The 16,051-nt window shown below is 50.4% G+C and carries 9 protein-coding genes; 1 reads left to right on the top strand and 8 read right to left on the bottom strand.

The annotated features are described in order from the left end of the window. Window positions 1–195: 195 nt before the first annotated feature. The 5 genes from M4J38_RS14535 to M4J38_RS14515 all read right to left on the bottom strand — a co-directional run bounded on the left by M4J38_RS14535 (window position 196) and on the right by M4J38_RS14515 (window position 7,580). Window positions 196–1,470 (bottom strand): acetyl-CoA hydrolase/transferase family protein, encoded by a 1,275-nt coding sequence (locus M4J38_RS14535; RefSeq protein ID WP_251760377.1) that lies wholly within the window; start codon window positions 1,468–1,470, stop codon window positions 196–198. A gap of 178 nt (window positions 1,471–1,648) precedes the next feature. Beyond that, on the bottom strand, window positions 1,649–4,759 hold the full coding sequence (locus M4J38_RS14530; RefSeq protein WP_251760375.1) for an efflux RND transporter permease subunit: 3,111 nt from the start codon (window positions 4,757–4,759) through the stop codon (window positions 1,649–1,651). 2 nt (window positions 4,760–4,761) lie between these two features. After that, entirely contained in the window at window positions 4,762–5,856 is a 1,095-nt protein-coding gene (locus M4J38_RS14525; RefSeq protein ID WP_251760374.1) for an efflux RND transporter periplasmic adaptor subunit, read from the bottom strand. Beyond that, window positions 5,853–7,151, bottom strand: a complete 1,299-nt coding sequence (locus tag M4J38_RS14520) for a TolC family protein (protein WP_251760372.1) — start codon at window positions 7,149–7,151, stop codon at window positions 5,853–5,855. Before M4J38_RS14520 ends, M4J38_RS14525 begins: the two co-directional genes overlap by 4 nt. Before the next feature lie 54 nt (window positions 7,152–7,205). Next, window positions 7,206–7,580, bottom strand: a complete 375-nt coding sequence (locus M4J38_RS14515; protein ID WP_251760371.1) for a hypothetical protein — start codon at window positions 7,578–7,580, stop codon at window positions 7,206–7,208. A gap of 131 nt (window positions 7,581–7,711) precedes the next feature. On the opposite strand from M4J38_RS14515, the gene M4J38_RS14510 reads away from it, so the two are divergent. After that, window positions 7,712–8,641 carry a hypothetical protein gene (locus tag M4J38_RS14510; RefSeq protein WP_251760369.1) on the top strand — a complete coding sequence of 310 codons (930 nt, stop codon included), beginning with the start codon at window positions 7,712–7,714 and terminating at the stop codon, window positions 8,639–8,641. A 217-nt stretch (window positions 8,642–8,858) separates the two neighbouring features. Here M4J38_RS14510 and M4J38_RS14505 read toward each other — a convergent pair whose 3' ends face one another. The 3 genes from M4J38_RS14505 to M4J38_RS14495 form a co-directional block, all read right to left on the bottom strand. Beyond that, window positions 8,859–10,454, bottom strand: coding sequence for a RagB/SusD family nutrient uptake outer membrane protein (locus M4J38_RS14505; protein WP_251760366.1), 1,596 nt, complete (start codon window positions 10,452–10,454; stop codon window positions 8,859–8,861). A 9-nt stretch (window positions 10,455–10,463) separates the two neighbouring features. After that, the gene (locus M4J38_RS14500; protein WP_251760364.1) at window positions 10,464–13,499 is read right to left on the bottom strand and encodes a SusC/RagA family TonB-linked outer membrane protein; all 3,036 of its coding nucleotides are present in this window, start codon (window positions 13,497–13,499) and stop codon (window positions 10,464–10,466) included. A 597-nt stretch (window positions 13,500–14,096) separates the two neighbouring features. Further along, entirely contained in the window at window positions 14,097–16,001 is a 1,905-nt protein-coding gene (locus tag M4J38_RS14495; protein WP_251760363.1) for a LamG domain-containing protein, read from the bottom strand. Window positions 16,002–16,051: the final 50 nt, after the last annotated feature.

The raw sequence follows: 16,051 nt of genomic DNA, 5'->3' as shown, positions 1-16,051 counted from the left end.
GGACCTCCATAGGATAGGGAACACAAATCTATAACTACCTCCTCAAATGTCCAAGAATATCCATGCAAAACTTTAATTCAGCATTTCCAGATTGATGGCATATTGAGTCATTAAAAGAAGCACCCCTAGTGATCAATTTAACCTCCTTTACAAAACATCTTCACCAGCATAATCCTGAAGATTAAATCCACTATCCTATAACTTAAACCGCTCCGCGATCATCCGTTCCAAATATTCCCGGTGGTCCGGGTGCGCGATGCTGGCCAGCGCCGTCGCGCGTTGCCTGAGATTCTTCCCGAACAAATTCACGATCCCGTATTCGGTCACCACCCAGTGTACATGTCCCCTGGAAGTAACTACGCCCGCCCCTTCCTTCAGAAATGGGACGATCCTGGAAATGCCTTTTGAGGTGGTGGAAGGCATGGCGATAATAGGTTTTCCGCCTTCCGACAAAGCCGCGCCGTGCATAAAATCCATCTGGCCACCAATACCGGAATACTGGAAAGTACCAATGGAATCAGCGCATACCTGCCCCGTGAGGTCCACTTCAATGGCGCTGTTGATGGCCACTACTTTGGGGTTCTGACGGATCACGCTGGTATCGTTCACATAACTGATGTCCCTCACTTTGATGGCAGGATTATCGTGCGCGAAATCGTATAACCTCCTGGTGCCGAGCATAAAGCTGGTAACCGATTGCCCGGGGTTGTTCTTCTTTCTTTTGTTGTTGATGATGTCTTTCTGAATCAGGTCAATCACGCCGTCGCTCATCATTTCCGTGTGCAGGCCCAGGTCTTTGTGGCCGTGAAGGTTCTTCAATACCTGGTCGGGGATACTGCCGATACCCAGTTGAAGTGTGGCACCATCCTCTATAAGGGAAGCCACGTGTCTGCCGATCTGTTCACTGGCAGCGGAAGCTTTGGCGGAGTAATCCACTTCGGGCAGTTCCGCATCGTGCTGCACCATTTCGTTGATCCGGCTGATGTGTACGAACCCGTCTCCCGAGGTTCGGGGCATTTTCGCGTTCACCTGCGCGATCACATAGCGGGCCGTTTCCACCGCGGCTATCGCGATGTCCACAGAAGTGCCCAACGAACAATAACCATGTGCATCGGGTGGAGAAACCTGGATCAGGGCCACATCTACCGGGAGTATTTCCTTCCGGAACAGGCTTGGAATCTGACTGAGGAATACCGGCACATAATCGCCGTAAGCACTGTTGGCTACAGCACGGGTATTGGCGCTCACGAAAAGTGAGTTGAAAAAGAAACTTTCACGGCTTACCGGATCATCAAAATTGATATCGCCGAGGTTGGTAATGCTCACCAGTTCCACTTCTTTCAATTCAGCATGTCTTTCCTGCAGGGCTTTAATGAGAACAACAGGGGTTGCGGCACTACCGTGAAGGAATACACGATCTCCGGATTTGATTTTTTTTACGGCTGCTGATGCGGAAGTATAACCGGGCATGGTAAGGAGGATTTTGTGGCGCAAAGATAGCATGAAGATACAGGACCGGCAGGATTTGTATCAGGAAGAAAGATGATGCTGGTCAGTATTGCCCGGATAGTGAACGCGGTATGTAAAGGGCGAGACCGGTTGCTGCCGGTCTCGCCCGGATTCGTTTTTCACTAATTTATACCTGATGCTATTCCGATTTCAGTGTACGGTAATATTTCCTGCCGTTCACCCACCAGTACACCACGGGAAACACCAGCAACGTCAATACCGTTGCGGTAATGAGCCCGCCAATAATAACGATGGCCAGCGGCTTCTGCGATTCGGACCCGATGCCAGAAGACAAAGCAGCAGGCAAAAGTCCTAACGAAGCCATCAACGCAGTCATCACAATCGGTCTTGTTCTTTCGTGCACGGCCTGCCGTATGGCATCGTTCATATCCAATTTAGCCTTGAGGTTGTTGCTGATGGCGGATATCAGCAATACGCCGTTTTGTACGCAGATGCCAAACAGCGCGATAAAGCCCACGCCCGCTGATATTCCGAAATTGGTGCCAGTAAGATGCAGGGCGAGTATGCCGCCTATCAGGGCGAAGGGCACGTTGGTGAGCACCAGGGCCGCGTCGCGCATGTTGCCGAACATAATGAAGAGCCAGCCCAGTATCAGCAGGAGGCTGATGGGCGCCACCTGTGCAAGTGTTCCGCTGGCCCGCACCTGGTTCTCATATTCACCTACCCAGCTCATGCTGTAACCCGCAGGAAGCTGCACCGTTGCACCCACTTTCTCCCGGGCTTCGGCCAGGGTACTACCGAGGTCACGGTCCCGGACGGAGAACTTGATCCCGATGAAGCGCTGGTTGTTTTCCCGGTACACGAACGCGGGACCGGTAACCGTGGAAACAGTCGCGATCTGCCCGATGGAAATTGTTTTTCCCGTAGCCGAAGGCACCTGCAACAACTCGATGTCCGCTTCCGATTTACGAAAAGCCGTATCATAGCGTACACGTATATCGTACCGCTGTTCGCCTTCGTATTTCTGTGTCACGGTTTTGCCGCCTATGGCCATTTCTATCACGCCCAGCGCGTCACTTTTGTTCACGCCGTATATGGCCATCTTCTCTTCATCGAGCACTACACTGATCTCCGGCTGGCCAATGTTGCGGATGATGCCCAGGTCGCGTACGCCTTCTACCTGCGACAATTGCTCCACCACCGATTTGGCGTACTGTTCCAGTACTGGCAGGTCCGCTCCATATATTTTCACCCCATTGGAAGCTTTGAAACCAGCAACCGCTTCTGAAACATTGTCGATAATAGGTTGTGAATAATTGTAGGTAATTCCCGGCCATTGCAGGAGTTTCGCATCCATCTTCCGTATAAAATCATCTACGGTGCCTTCTTCCGGCCATTCCTCTTTCGGTTTAAGGTCTACCTGGAACTGCACAAAATAAAACCCGTTGGGATCGGTTCCATCATTGGAGCGGCCGGCCTGCGACAATACCTGTCGTACTTCGGGGAACCTGCCCATCTCCGTGCGCAGTTCTTCGGTTACTTTCAGGCTTTCTTCGAGGGATATACTCATGGGCAACTCGGCCGTTACCCACAAAGCCCCTTCGTTCAGTTGTGGAAGAAACTCACTGCCGAGCCACCTGAAAGAATAGAGTGAAATACTCAATATGATAACGGTTATGCCTAAGGTAAGTTTCTTTCTTCTGAAGGCACCTGCAAATCCTTTCGCTACAATGTTGTTGAAAAAGTTCACAATGGGATTGTGTTTCTCCTTCACGTTCTTTCTTAACAAAAGCGAACACAGTGCAGGAACCAGCGTAAGCGAGAAAAGCAAGGCCCCCAGCAAGGCAAACCCCAGCGTGAAAGCCAGTGGAGAGAACATTTTCCCTTCCACTTTTTCGAAAGCAAAGATGGGTAGCAATGCGGTGATGATGATGAGTTTGGAGAAGAAAACCGCTTTGCCCATTTCAGTTCCCTTTTTCCGGAGCAGCCCCAGTTTGGCCAGTTTATTGAACCTTTCCATCCCATGTTTGTGCGCCAGGTGGTCGAGCGCCACAAAGATGCCCTCCGTCATGACCACGGCTCCGTCGATGATGATCCCAAAGTCCACCGCCCCCAACGAGAGTAAGTTGGCGCTCATACCGCGCAGGTGCAGGCAGAGGAATGCGAACAACAGTGCAAGCGGTATCACGAGGGATACGATAAGCGTGGTGCGCCAGTCGGCCATGAAAAGAAAAACAATCACCGTAACCAGTATGATCCCTTCCGCGAGGTTGTGCAATACGGTGTCTTTACAGTAGTCGATCAGGTTCTGCCGGTCGTAGAAGGTTTTCATCTTCACATCGGAAGGCAGCACCTGTTTGTTGATGTATTCAATTTTTTCCTTTACTTTTTCCAACACGATGGAGGGGTTCTCGCCTTTGCGCATCACCACGATGCCTTCCACCACGTCGTTCTGGTTGTTGTAACCTACCTGTCCCACGCGCGGCGCGCTGGATATGCGTACGTCGGCAACCATTTTTACCAGCACGGGGTTACCGTTCATATTGGTGATGATGGTATTCTCAATGTCCTGGATGGAATGGAGCAAACCGATGCCCCTTACCACGAACGCCTGCTGGTTCTTCTGCATGATATCGCCACCAACATTGAGGTTGCTTTGCGCGACGGCTTCATATACATCCCCCGCGCTGATGCCATAGCTCTGCAGTTTGACGGGGTTTACGGCGATCTCATATACTTTTTCCTGTCCGCCGAAGGCCACGATATCGGCCACGCCGGGAACGGCCCGCAGTTGCCTGTCTACGACCCAGTCCTGTAAACTGAGCAATTCCCTCGAATCGCGCTGGTTGCTTACCAGCAGGTAGCGGAATATCTCTCCTGTTGGCCCGTATGGGGGTTGCACTTCAGGCTGCACGCCATCGGGCAGTTCCACGTTACCGAGGAGGTTGTTCACCTGTTGCCGGGCGAAAAAATCTTCCACATCATCTTCAAAGATCACTTTGATGACCGAGAGTCCGAACATGGTTACGGAGCGCACGTCCGTTTTGCGTTGGGTGGCATTCATCGCCACTTCAATGGGTGTGGTCACCAGGCGTTCCACTTCTTCGGCACTGCGTCCGTTCCACTGCGTTACTACAATTATTTGTGTATTGGTAACATCGGGAAAGGCTTCCAGCGGCATCCTTGTATAGCCCCAGTAACCTGCCACGGCCAGCAGCAGGCTCATAGCAATCACCGTCGCCCGGTTCTTCAACGAAAAACCGACGATGGCCCTTATCAATTTGTTCATGTTTAATTTTTAAGCTGGTTGTACAATAGGAGTTGGTTCTCGCCCACCACTTCTTCTCCTTCCTTGAGCCCACTCTCGAGGTAGGTACGCTGGTTGGTTTGCCGGTAGATTTCCACCTGGCGGATGTGCGGCGCGCCCTTTTCATCGCGCACCAGTACCCAGTACTTACTTTCATCGAAGATAAGCGCTGAAGAAGGCACGGAGGGAAGGCTCCGGGGTTCAATGTATTTCACGAGCACGGTAGTACTCATTTCCGGTTTCAGCAAAAGTCCCGGGTTGGGAATGCTCATCCTAATTTGCATGGAATGGGTTTCCGCATCCAGGAAATTGTAGATCCTGTCTACTTTTCCACGGAATACCTTTCCCGGGTAACTGAGGGTTTGCACGTCCGCTTCCATGCCCATGGTGATCTTATCGATATCGCTTTCGTTCACGTTGGCCAGCACCCATACAGTATCAATTCTCGCGATGGAGAACAGGTTGCCGATCTTGTCTACCGAAACCTGCATGTTCTCGTTGATGTTTTTCTCCACGATAAAACCAGCCATGGGGGCACGTACCTCAAAATCGCCACCGGCCTTCTGCAGCAACGTAGCGTAGGTCTGATCCACTTTTTTCAAAGCGGAACGGGCGGTACTCAGTTCCGATTCCGCAATTAGCACATCTCTTTCCGTATTCAGTTTGCCATCCATGAGTTGCTTCGCAACCTCCAGCTCTTTTTCGGCGACCGAAATGCGGTTGAGCGCTTCCATTCGTTCGTTTTCCAATTCCGCGAAGCGGGCCGTTTTGATGATGGCCAGTAACTGACCTCTTTTCACTTCATCGCCAAGGCTCACATTGGTGCGGGACACCGATCCTTCCACCATGGGATACACCTGCGCCCTGGCATGGTTGGCTGAAACGATTTTTCCAAAAAGTTTGAGGTTGGTGGTAACGGGACCGCTTTCCACCGGAATCCAGGAAGGCTGAAAACCCGTTTTTGCCGTATCAATCTTCGCAGTGGATTCATTTGATTTACTTCCGGTACCACATGCCGCGCCCAGCAATAAAAGCAGTGCGCATACAGGTAACAGTTTTATGCTGTTGTTTGGGTTCATTGTTTGATGTTTGAATGGTTCAGGAATGCGGAGAGCGGCAATACTTCAGCCGCCACCGAATGATCGAGTTGAATGGCGGCATCCAAGAGGGCGGACTGCATATCGATCCTGCTTCGCATCGCCTCCATGCCCGACTCGTACATGTCCATAAATTCGATGAGGGAGATATTGCCTTTCCGGTAATTGACGAGTGCCGCGCTCATTACTTCCGACAACGTGGATTCGGTGGTGCGGATACTTTCCTCCCATACTTTCCTCCGCACCATGTATTGCTGCCAGGCACGCGTGATCTCTCCGGCGATGCGTTGCTGCTCCAGCGTCATTTTATGCTGTGTGGCTTCCTGCTCAAACTTAGCGGCGCGGATATTGCCTTGGTTCCTTGAAAAAACGGGAATCGGTATACCCACGCCCATATTGAATTCGTTGCGGAAAGCGCCGCTTTGGCGATCGTAATTCGCGTAGGCGGTCAGGTCGGGTACCACCTGTTTTCTTTCGTGGATCAGTGCGGCGGCGGCCTGGTTACTACCGGCTTTCGCCAACCGGATCTCGGGCCTGTTGCTGAGTCCAAGGGCGATAAGACTATCCACCACCGGAGGTTCGGATGCTGTGCCTGCAGCAGGTGGTAACGTTAGCTTTACAGGCTGTGGCGTTCCCAGTAACAGTTTTACCGCGGCATCCGTTTCACTCAGGGCGGATTCAGCCGCGGCCCGCTCCTGTAACAGTTGCAGTAGGGTGGATTGCAAACGGAGCAGGTCCCGGGCGGGCATGTTCTTTTTTTCCACCTGTAGTTCCACCTGCTTTACGAGGTCGCTGAACTGCGTAATCTGTTGTGCGTACCGGTTCAGACTGAGTTCCAGTATATACCGGTTGGCGGCGTGCTGCCGCAGTTGCAGCAAAAGGTTGCGGAGCAATACCTCCAGGTTGAGCGCAGCCACCTGCGTGTTGGCTTTCGCCAGCGCAAGTTCCGCTTTTCGCTTTCCCCCCAATATAATCAGTTGCTCTATCTCAAATATCTGCTGCCCTGTTCGGCCTACATGCAGCCATTTGTTGTTTTCGGGATCACGCAGGTTCCATTCCGCGGTAATAGTTGGGTTGTTGTAAAGCCGGGCCTGTATTTCCCGTGCTTTTACGGCGCTCACCTGTGCGGCTTCCGCCAGCAGTTCCAGGTTGCCGCGCATAAATACCTGTTCAGCTTCCGGCAGCGTTATGCGTAAAGTATCCTGCGACCGGAGTGTTCCGGCACAGCCCATGCACAACAACAGCGGAAACCAAAAGGAATACTTTCGGAGTTCCATGTTGCATTAAATTAAATAAGGAATTACGCCGTTGGCGTTACTAAAAGAGGACGATCAACAGGGAACAACATCAGGTGGCGGAGAGAACCTGGAAAGAAAGCCTGCACTTACGCGCGCGTCTTCCACGAGCGGATCATGTGTTGGTAAAGAAGGATTAAATGCGGGCAGCAGCCTGAGCGGGTCTGCCAGTACCACCGCGGAAACCGTGATGCTTCTTAATGCCGGAGCCAGCGGCTGGTCATTGTCTTCATCATCTGCATGCCGGCTTTTTTTGCCGAACATTTCTTTTTTGATGAGCTCTACGATGGAATTGGTTTCATCATAATACCCCAGGGCATCAACAGCGGTGTTCACTTCCTCGATAACGGGGAAGAACATCGTTGTGTTGATGTAGTTGAGCAATAAGAGAACCAATAACACCTTCTTCATGCAGCGGCAAAGATAGAAGGATAAGGGTGAAGGAAGGGTTAAATTTTTTCGGGGGTTGCACACTACAACAAACCCCGCCACTTTTACATTTAAAAGAATAGCAATATATTGCGCAAAATATTATCCCTGAGATGAAACATTTAGCCTTAACCGCCATTATCCTGGCTGCGCTGTTTTCCTTATCCTCCTGCCAAAAAGGTATTGACGAAATTCCTGAAACCACCGAACCAATCCCCCCGGCGGTGATTCAATCCATCATTGAATCGCCGGATGGTAAAAAACTTTTACTGACCAAATTTGAAGAGATAAACGAAACCTATCCGGATCTTTCTTATTCCTTCCAGCTTCTGTACAACTCAGCTAGGGGGCTTAAAGAATTTAAGGAGTTTGATGAAAATGGGGAAGAATCAGGTACCTTAAAGGTATCCTATGATAACCAGAAAGTAATCATGATAGGAACACCCAGGGATCAGCCATGGGTGGACTCCATCACCTTAAAGCTGGCAGCATCCGGTTGGCCCGTATCCTATGAATCAATTGAAAAGGAAGACTCCAGGTTATCGTACTCCACTCTGGAAACTTATACGTTGAACACTGAAGGTTATGTTACAGCAGAAAATTCAAGTTGGATTGAACATTCAGATGATCCTTTGGTTCCTCTCCGTAAAGAAGAAAACCGCTACGTTTATTCCTATGAAGGAGAAAATCTGGTAAAAGCTGAAGTGTACGACAAGGGATCCTCTACAATTAAAAAAGTATTGCTTTTCGAATATGATAACAATAAGCTCAATCTGCTGAAAAATTTTGGAGACTATGATGGCTATGGCTTTCAGTTTCTATTTAGAAAGTTCTCTAAAAATCTTCTTTTAAAAGTTGAGACCTGGATACCAGATAATCAGTACCAGAAATTATACCTTACAAGGACCGCCAACTATACCTATACCATGAACGCCAACGGCCTTCCTGCAGAGGTGAGCGCCACTGAAACATACCATTCTTCTTCTATGGGACCGTTAATAGACTTACGTTATAAAATGAAATTTACTTATACTGAATTGTAAACTATTTGTTCTAAACCCCAAAAAAGGTATGCCGATTGTTGAACGGCATACCTTTTTTATTTACCGCAAAGCCATCACCATTGGCACTGTTCAACCACCTACGTGATGAGCGGTTTCCACTTAACGCTTTGCTCCCGCAATAACAACTACCCAACAAAAAAGAGGCCGTCTCAACGAGACAGCCTCTCCCATATACGAAACCAACTGCTGCAATATTTTACTGTATATAATCGGGATTCTGTTTCAGGTTAGGGTTCTTATCCAGTTCTCCCTGCGGGATGGGGAAAAGGAACCTCGGTTTCCCATCTGTTCTCGGACGGTGATTGAACCAGGTTTTGCGGTGGAACACCCCGAACCGGATCAGGTCACTTCTTCTTCTGCCTTCCGCCGCAAATTCCCAACCCAGTTCATCCAGGAATCTTCCAAAAGGAATATCGGCTCCCCCTTCGGGATTTACTACCGCGCCATTCTCCCAGAAGCCATAGTTGTAGGAACTGCCCTGTTGCAACTGGGCGCCTGTTACAGTCGCTTTGGAGGGGTTCGCCGCGAATGCCCGCGTTCTCACTTCAGACACAATGGTGGCTGCATCACCGGCCTGTCCTTTGCGGAGCAGGCATTCGGCCTTCATCATTTTTACATCGGCCAGGCGGAAGATCGGGTAATCGGTACTTAGTCCGCCGGTGGCACCCACTTTAATTTCATACTTACCAATCCTGTAGCCATCGAAGAACCCGGTTTGGTTGATGCTGGGCACATCTTTGGTGTAGGTAAGAATAAGCTGCCCGGTTCTTACACTGTACTGCGGTCCCATAATCCAGGTATCTTTCAGGCGGGAATCATCGGGATCATAGGTGTTGATGAACTGTGGAACGGCGCAGTTGCCACCCCAGGGTTGCGCGGCCATGGCCAGCACATCACGGTGCGCGGTGGCCAGCGTTTTCATGTGGATGGTGAACTGCGTGGCGAACACCTCATCGTAGGGCACGGCGAAGATATTCTCCTTCGATACTTCGTTCGTGGTCTGGAAATTAGTTTTGTAGCTGGGCTCCAGAATATATTTATTGCTGCCGATAATGTCATCGCATTGCTGGATACATTTGTCCCATTGCGCAGTACCCGTATATACCTCTGCATTCAGGTACAGCCTGGCGAGGATGGCTTTCGCGCCCCATTTCGTGAACCGGCCGTAAGTAGTTGCGTCCGCAACTTCAGACAACTTATCCATGTTTTCCAGCAATTCCTTTTCCACGAAGTTGTACACTTCCACACGGGTGCTTTGTTTGGGCAGGGTTCCGCCCAGGTAATCGGACACGATGGGCACGTTTCCGTGTGTATCCACGAGGTAGGAGTAATAGAAAGCGCGCGCGGTTTTCAGTTCCGCGATCAGTCCTTCCTTATTGGTGGTAACGGGAATGGAACCATTCTCGATCTGGGAAAGCACCCTGTTGGCGCTGTTGATGCCCGCGTAGCAGTTGTTCCACAAATTCGTGGGTTGCCATTCGGTGGTGCTCCATTCATGGCGGTGCATTCTTTTATAAGTGCCTGCATCGTCCCATCCGTTGGGACGAGTGGGCGTTACAATGATATCTCCGGGTTCTTCCTGCAAATCAAAATGTCCCTGCCATCCTGCGAACATGCCGCGCATCTGCGTATATACGGGACCAATAATAGATGGAATATCGCCTTCCGTAGGACGGTAGGAAGATTCCAGAATCTCATCGTACACTTTGGTATCCAGCTTGGTGCAGGAAAAAAATAAGATGGAAGCGCCGATGCTTACTGTGGCCACTCCTTTATATAGGCTTCTTTTCATGGTTATCGTTTATAAGGTGAAGTTTACGCCAAAAGTATAAGTGCGGGTGGTGGGGTACTTATCGCGGGAATCGTTTCCGGCATCCAGTCCGCCACGGCTCAGTTCAGGATCAATGCCTTTGTAACCGGTAAGTACCAGCATGTTCAGCCCTGAAACATATACTCTTGCGTTTTTAAAATATTTGCTGTTGGCCACGGGAATATTGTAGCCCAGCGTGATGTTGTCGAATTTCCAGTGGTCACCATTTTCGATATAATAGGAAACATAAGTGAGCGGATTGTTCAGCATGGTTTTGCCATACACCGGATCAAGCGCGGTTTTCAGCATATTGTATTGCTTGATGGTGGGGTTTTCATAATACAGCCGCTGGAAGTTGAGTATCTGGTAACCGAATGCGCCGCGCATGTTGAGCGCCATATCGAACCTTTTGTAGCGGAAAGAAACGTTCATGGCCGCGGTATGTTTGGGTAGCCCGTTGCCCAGTATTTTCCTGTCCTGATCACTGGCGGAAGCCAGCGGCTTCGGCTTGCCGTCTTCGCCTTCGATGATCCACTTACCGTTCTCGTCGATGTCGATGGATTTGTAGCCGAAGAAATTACCCACCGGTTGTCCTACCTCAATCCTGTGGGTGGCGAGCTGAATAGGTTCTCCCGTATAACCCGCATTGAAGAAAGTAACGGTAGAGGAAGCGAGGTCGCTGTTGATGGAAACCAGTTCGTTCTTATTAAAAGAGTAAGTGATGTTCGCATCCAGGCCAACATCTTTGGTGTTGATGAAATTATAGTTCAGCAATACTTCCACCCCTTTGTTCTTCATGGTGCCGGCATTGGCTCTGGTGGTACCCACCAGGTTGGGCGGTGTGGCCACGGGCAGGTCGTACAGCAGATCGTTGGTAGTTCTCTGGTACAGGTCTATGCTACCGCTGAGCTTATTGCGGAACATGGCGAAATCAAGTCCGGCGTTGTATTCGCTTTTCTTTTCCCAACGCAGGTTCGGGTTGGGGTTACGGGTAGGTACCAGTGGCTGTACCCATTGCCCGTTGCTGAGGAAGCGGCTGGTTTGGTATGCGTAACTGATGAGCCCATCGTAGTTGTTGTTGGGCGCGGTTCCGGTTACACCGAATCCCACCCTGAATTTAAGGTCATCAATGAAAGTAACGTTCTGCATAAAACTTTCCTTACTCAGGCGCCATCCCGCGGATACCGCGGGGAAGGTGGCGTTCTTGTAGTTTTCCCCGAACTTGGTGGAACCTTCTCTCCGCACACTGGCCAGCAACATGTATTTCTCGTTAAAAGTATAGTTCACCCTGGCGAAGAAACCGATGAGGCGGAAGTTGTTCTTGCCGCTTTCCATACCGTATGGCCTGGCCGGGATACCGGGGATGTTCACCTGCTTGTAAGCATCACCCACGCCTAGTTCGTTGTAAGTGAAAAGTTCTGTGGGAAAGTGAGAGTTCCATGCTTCGAAACTTTCGTTGGTCACATCCTGGTAGCTGTAACCGCCGAGAACAGTGGCTTTGTGCAAACCGAAGGACTTCGAATAATCTGTCGTGAATTCGAGCAAACGGTCGTCGCGCAGACTAGTGCTTCGCGAAGCATATCCTCTTCTTCCATTAATTACGGAGGCGCGATGGTCGAAGGATTCGGCATAACCCGTAAGCCAGTTCTCTTTTACATTTGATACCAGCAATTTAAAATTCAGGTCGCGGATGGGTGAGAACACCACACTTCCGTTCAGCCTGGTTTCCTGCATTTTCGATTCGCCTTCCACTTCTTCTATGGGACGAACGGGGTTATCGTAGTTGTAGCCGTTGGGATCTTCTTTCCATCTTCCCATATAATCGTACACACTATCGGTAGGATTCCTGATGATGGCCTGGCGGTAGATATAGCTGTAGTTGGGGCCGGAAAAATATTTCCGGTTCCTGGAAATCACGCCAACGTTGAATTTCAGTTTACCATCCAGCATGGAATGGTTGGCTTCCAAACGACCGGTGAACTGCTGGTTGTTGGAGCGGAGGAACAGACCTTCCCAATGCCTGTAGTTCATGGAAGCCACATAATTGGTTTGGCCGTTTCCGCCCTGTAAAGTAAGGTTATGCGTCTGGCTCACGGGCGTTCTGGTAATTTCGCCCAGCCAATCGGTGCTGGTGCCATAATCATATTTCTGATTGGAGGGGAAGAAGCCATCCGCGATGAGCCTTCTGTAATCGGCGGCATCGAGGAACTCCATTTTCCGGGCGATAGATTGAACACTTACATACCCATCATACGTGAGTGTTGCCGGACGGTTACCATTGCGCTTCTTAGTCGTAATCAGGATTACACCGTTGGTGCCACGCGTGCCGTAGATGGCGGCGGCGGATCCATCTTTCAGTACGTCCACCGACTCAATATCTTCCGGCGCAACCGAGTTGATCGCGCCCGGAATACCATCAATCAGGATGAGTGGCTGCGTGGAAGAAGTAATGGTACTGTTTCCGCGCAAAGAGATCTGGGTGGTGGCATTGGGATCGCCACTTGAAGTGGAGATCGCAAGGCCCGCCACTTTACCCTGGATCAGTTGACCCGCGTCGCGTGCGAAACCTTTGGTAAAATCTTCCTGCTTCACGCTGGCCACGGCACTGGTTACTTCGGTTTTCTTCTGCTTGCCGTAACCGATTACCACCACATCAGTAAGACTGGTAGCTTCGGGGTTCAGTGTAATATTAATGTTCAGCCTGTTGCCTACGGCTACATCCGCGGTTTCGTAGCCAACAAAGCTCACGGTAAGTATGGCGTTCTGCTTGCTTACGTCAATAGAGAAAGTCCCATCGGTACCGGTGGTCACGCCATTGCTGGTATTCTTTTCAAGCACGCTCACACCTGCCAGCGCAGCACCATTCTCTCCAGTCACTTTTCCTTTCACCGTAAACTTCGTTTGCCCGATGGCCATCTGTGAAAGCAGCGTAAAAAGCAAGAGCAGTAATGGTACCAGGGGTTCCCGTATCTTCTTCGCTGTGGCGCATGGCCGGTAATGCAGTAGCGTTTTGGTCCAGAAGTTCATGATCTGTTCGTTTTGATGGTTATTGTATATGTTACTCGCGGGCACAGCGATGCCATCCTGAAAATGGCTATATTTTCAAGGACATGTTATGCATCTAACAAGCTAAACTTGGAGTAGGGGCGTTATTGGTAGCTGATAAGAAAGCGATATTTCTAAAAATCGTTAGTCTGTTGTTGATGGCCTTTCTTATGATAATAAAAGTATCAAACGTTTGCGTTGGTGCGTTAACGCATTTTAATCCTTAGTATTCAAATTTTAACTGAAACTTCATATACCTATCAAGAAAAGGAATAGCGCTACATGATTAGCGGCCGGTGCGCTCATAGTACTATACCACTATAATTAAGGCGGCGCTTCAGGAAGAAGATTTTTATCCTGATGGTTTGTAAGCTGCAACTTCCAATGGTTGAGCGGGAAGAAGTTAATTTCTTTGAGGTGCTCAAATTAGCTCAATAATGTATTCATATGCCGCGGGGAACGGCGGATAATTTTTAGATAACCCGATAATAAAAAAATGGAAATGAAACGGCTCGGGGGTCCGTCTCATTTCCATATGCCATGCGCCACAGCGCTTTAACTACCGGCTATTCAGCCCGCCTAGTGCACAAGCACCTGCTGGCTGCCTTCGGCGCAACGCAACACATAAGTTCCGGCTGGTAATCCTGTGGCAGGAATCTCATGAATACCGGCGCCAAGTTTTGCGCTCCACACGGCACGGCCATCCGCGTGATAGAGGGTAACCTGTGTTGCACGGTCAACAGACAGGCTGAACCTCAGCGTGCCATGACTGACAGGATTGCCCAATACCCTCAACGCTGTTGCGGTTTTATTGATAAGTACACTCCGTAGTTCGGAATAGGTATATGCCCCGTCAAGGTCCGTTTGGCGGATGCGGTAATAGTTACGGCCCGCAGCAGGAGCGTCGTGCCTGTAATGATAATCCTTAGGACTGTTGCTGGAGCCCGCACCGGCTATTGTTGCGATACCCCGCCAGTTGGTTTGGTCCGTACTGTGCTCCACCGTGAAGTCGCGGGTATTGATCTCCTGGGCGGTGCCCCAGTTAAGCATCACGTTCCCGTTCACCGCAGTTGCCGTGAAGGACTGCCAGCGCACAGGCAATACCGATAGTGTGTTTTGCTGCCCGATGTAATTTGAAGTCGTGCCGGTCAGCGCGAAATTCGTAATGGTGCCATTGAAGTTTCCCGCCTGATCAACAACGGTTGTAAGGCCGCTGTTGTCGCCATCGGTCACACCCTGGTTAAAAGTATAGTATGCGGCAAGGCCCGGTGTTGCGGGATCGATTTCTCCGTACATGGCTGCCTGTATCTCAGACTGGGTGCGGGCAACATTCCAGATTCTGACCTCGTCTATACCCCCATCGTAAGGCTGGCCGAATCCATCCCTGTATCCCATCACAAATGAACCCACGGGTGTCGTAGGCAGTACATTATTGGTGTAGATAGGTGTGCCATTGGCGTAAACGGTAACCCCGGTAGTACTGAACACCATAGCGAGGTGGCACCACTGGTCGGTGGGAACATAAAATGTTGTTCCATAAAGACCGTTACCTACCGAGACCAGCAACCGGAGCTGGGTATTGATAAATAACGCATAACCGTTAGAGTTAGCTACTCCATTGGTCATGATCATATGGTCCGTGCCCCTGCCGCCGTTGTGGTAAATCCAGGCTTCCATGGTAACATTGGTGGTTGCTGTGGTAGCGACCGGAGCCCCGAAACGATCGTTCGCCTGGTCGAAATGCAAGGCGTTCGCCGTAAACTGGATTGGGCTGGCCACCCAGGTTCCACCGTTGATCAGCGTGGCGTCAACACCTGTATTTACCGTGCCGGAATTTAAGGCTGAGGTACCCGAACCCTCATTGAAGCGGTAACTGGCAACGAGTGAAGGCATATCATTGTTCAGTCCCTTGCCCAGCATGTTCGCTTTGATTTGCTGCTGTGTGCGGGCGACGCTCCACAGCCGTAGCTCATCCATCCTGCCGCTGAAAAAATCAGTATTTGTTGCTGAACGGCGCACACCGGCGCTAACGGCATCAGGCGTCCAGGAACTTGGCGCGGTGAAATTCAGGTCATCCGTCAGTTGCCCATCGATGTACACTTTAAGGTTTGTACCAGAGGTTCGTACCACCGCTACGTGCACCCACCGGTTGGTGGCGATGGTACCCGTGGCCGGTTGAATATTGAGGCCGGTTCCTGTGCCATCTGTCAATTTCAGCGCAAGCCGGCCACCGTCGGCAGAACGCGCCACAATGCTGAATACAGGATCATTACTTCCAGCAATTGTTTCAGCATACATACAGCCATTGCCGGTTCCGTTCCAGTATACCCATCCCTCAACGGTAAACTCCGGGAGCTGACTCACGGACGCGGAGGCTGGAATAGACAGGTAATCGTCCGTACCATCGAGACTGATGGCGGTATTGGACTGCGCGCAAATAAGGGTTGAAATAGTTAAGGCCAAAAGTGTAAAAATGGTCTTCATTCGACTATGGTTTAGGTGTATTATTGCTTGACTGAAATCCTCCGATGCTT

It is taken from the genome of Parasegetibacter sp. NRK P23, from assembly GCF_023721715.1.
Classification (GTDB): Bacteria; Bacteroidota; Bacteroidia; order Chitinophagales; family Chitinophagaceae; genus Parasegetibacter.
Note: the sequence above shows the minus strand (reverse complement) of the source record. Positions and strands in the feature narration are given on the sequence as shown.

What these genes read in the sequence shown, in the direction of transcription:
- M4J38_RS14535 (WP_251760377.1), bottom strand. Translation starts at nt 1,470, where the DNA reads ATGCCCGGTTATACTTCCGCATCAGCAGCCGTAAAAAAAATCAAATCC.
- M4J38_RS14530 (WP_251760375.1), bottom strand. Translation starts at nt 4,759, where the DNA reads ATGAACAAATTGATAAGGGCCATCGTCGGTTTTTCGTTGAAGAACCGG.
- M4J38_RS14525 (WP_251760374.1), bottom strand. Translation starts at nt 5,856, where the DNA reads ATGAACCCAAACAACAGCATAAAACTGTTACCTGTATGCGCACTGCTT.
- M4J38_RS14520 (WP_251760372.1), bottom strand. Translation starts at nt 7,151, where the DNA reads ATGGAACTCCGAAAGTATTCCTTTTGGTTTCCGCTGTTGTTGTGCATG.
- M4J38_RS14515 (WP_251760371.1), bottom strand. Translation starts at nt 7,580, where the DNA reads ATGAAGAAGGTGTTATTGGTTCTCTTATTGCTCAACTACATCAACACA.
- M4J38_RS14510 (WP_251760369.1), top strand. Translation starts at nt 7,712, where the DNA reads ATGAAACATTTAGCCTTAACCGCCATTATCCTGGCTGCGCTGTTTTCC.
- M4J38_RS14505 (WP_251760366.1), bottom strand. Translation starts at nt 10,454, where the DNA reads ATGAAAAGAAGCCTATATAAAGGAGTGGCCACAGTAAGCATCGGCGCT.
- M4J38_RS14500 (WP_251760364.1), bottom strand. Translation starts at nt 13,499, where the DNA reads ATGAACTTCTGGACCAAAACGCTACTGCATTACCGGCCATGCGCCACA.
- M4J38_RS14495 (WP_251760363.1), bottom strand. Translation starts at nt 16,001, where the DNA reads ATGAAGACCATTTTTACACTTTTGGCCTTAACTATTTCAACCCTTATT.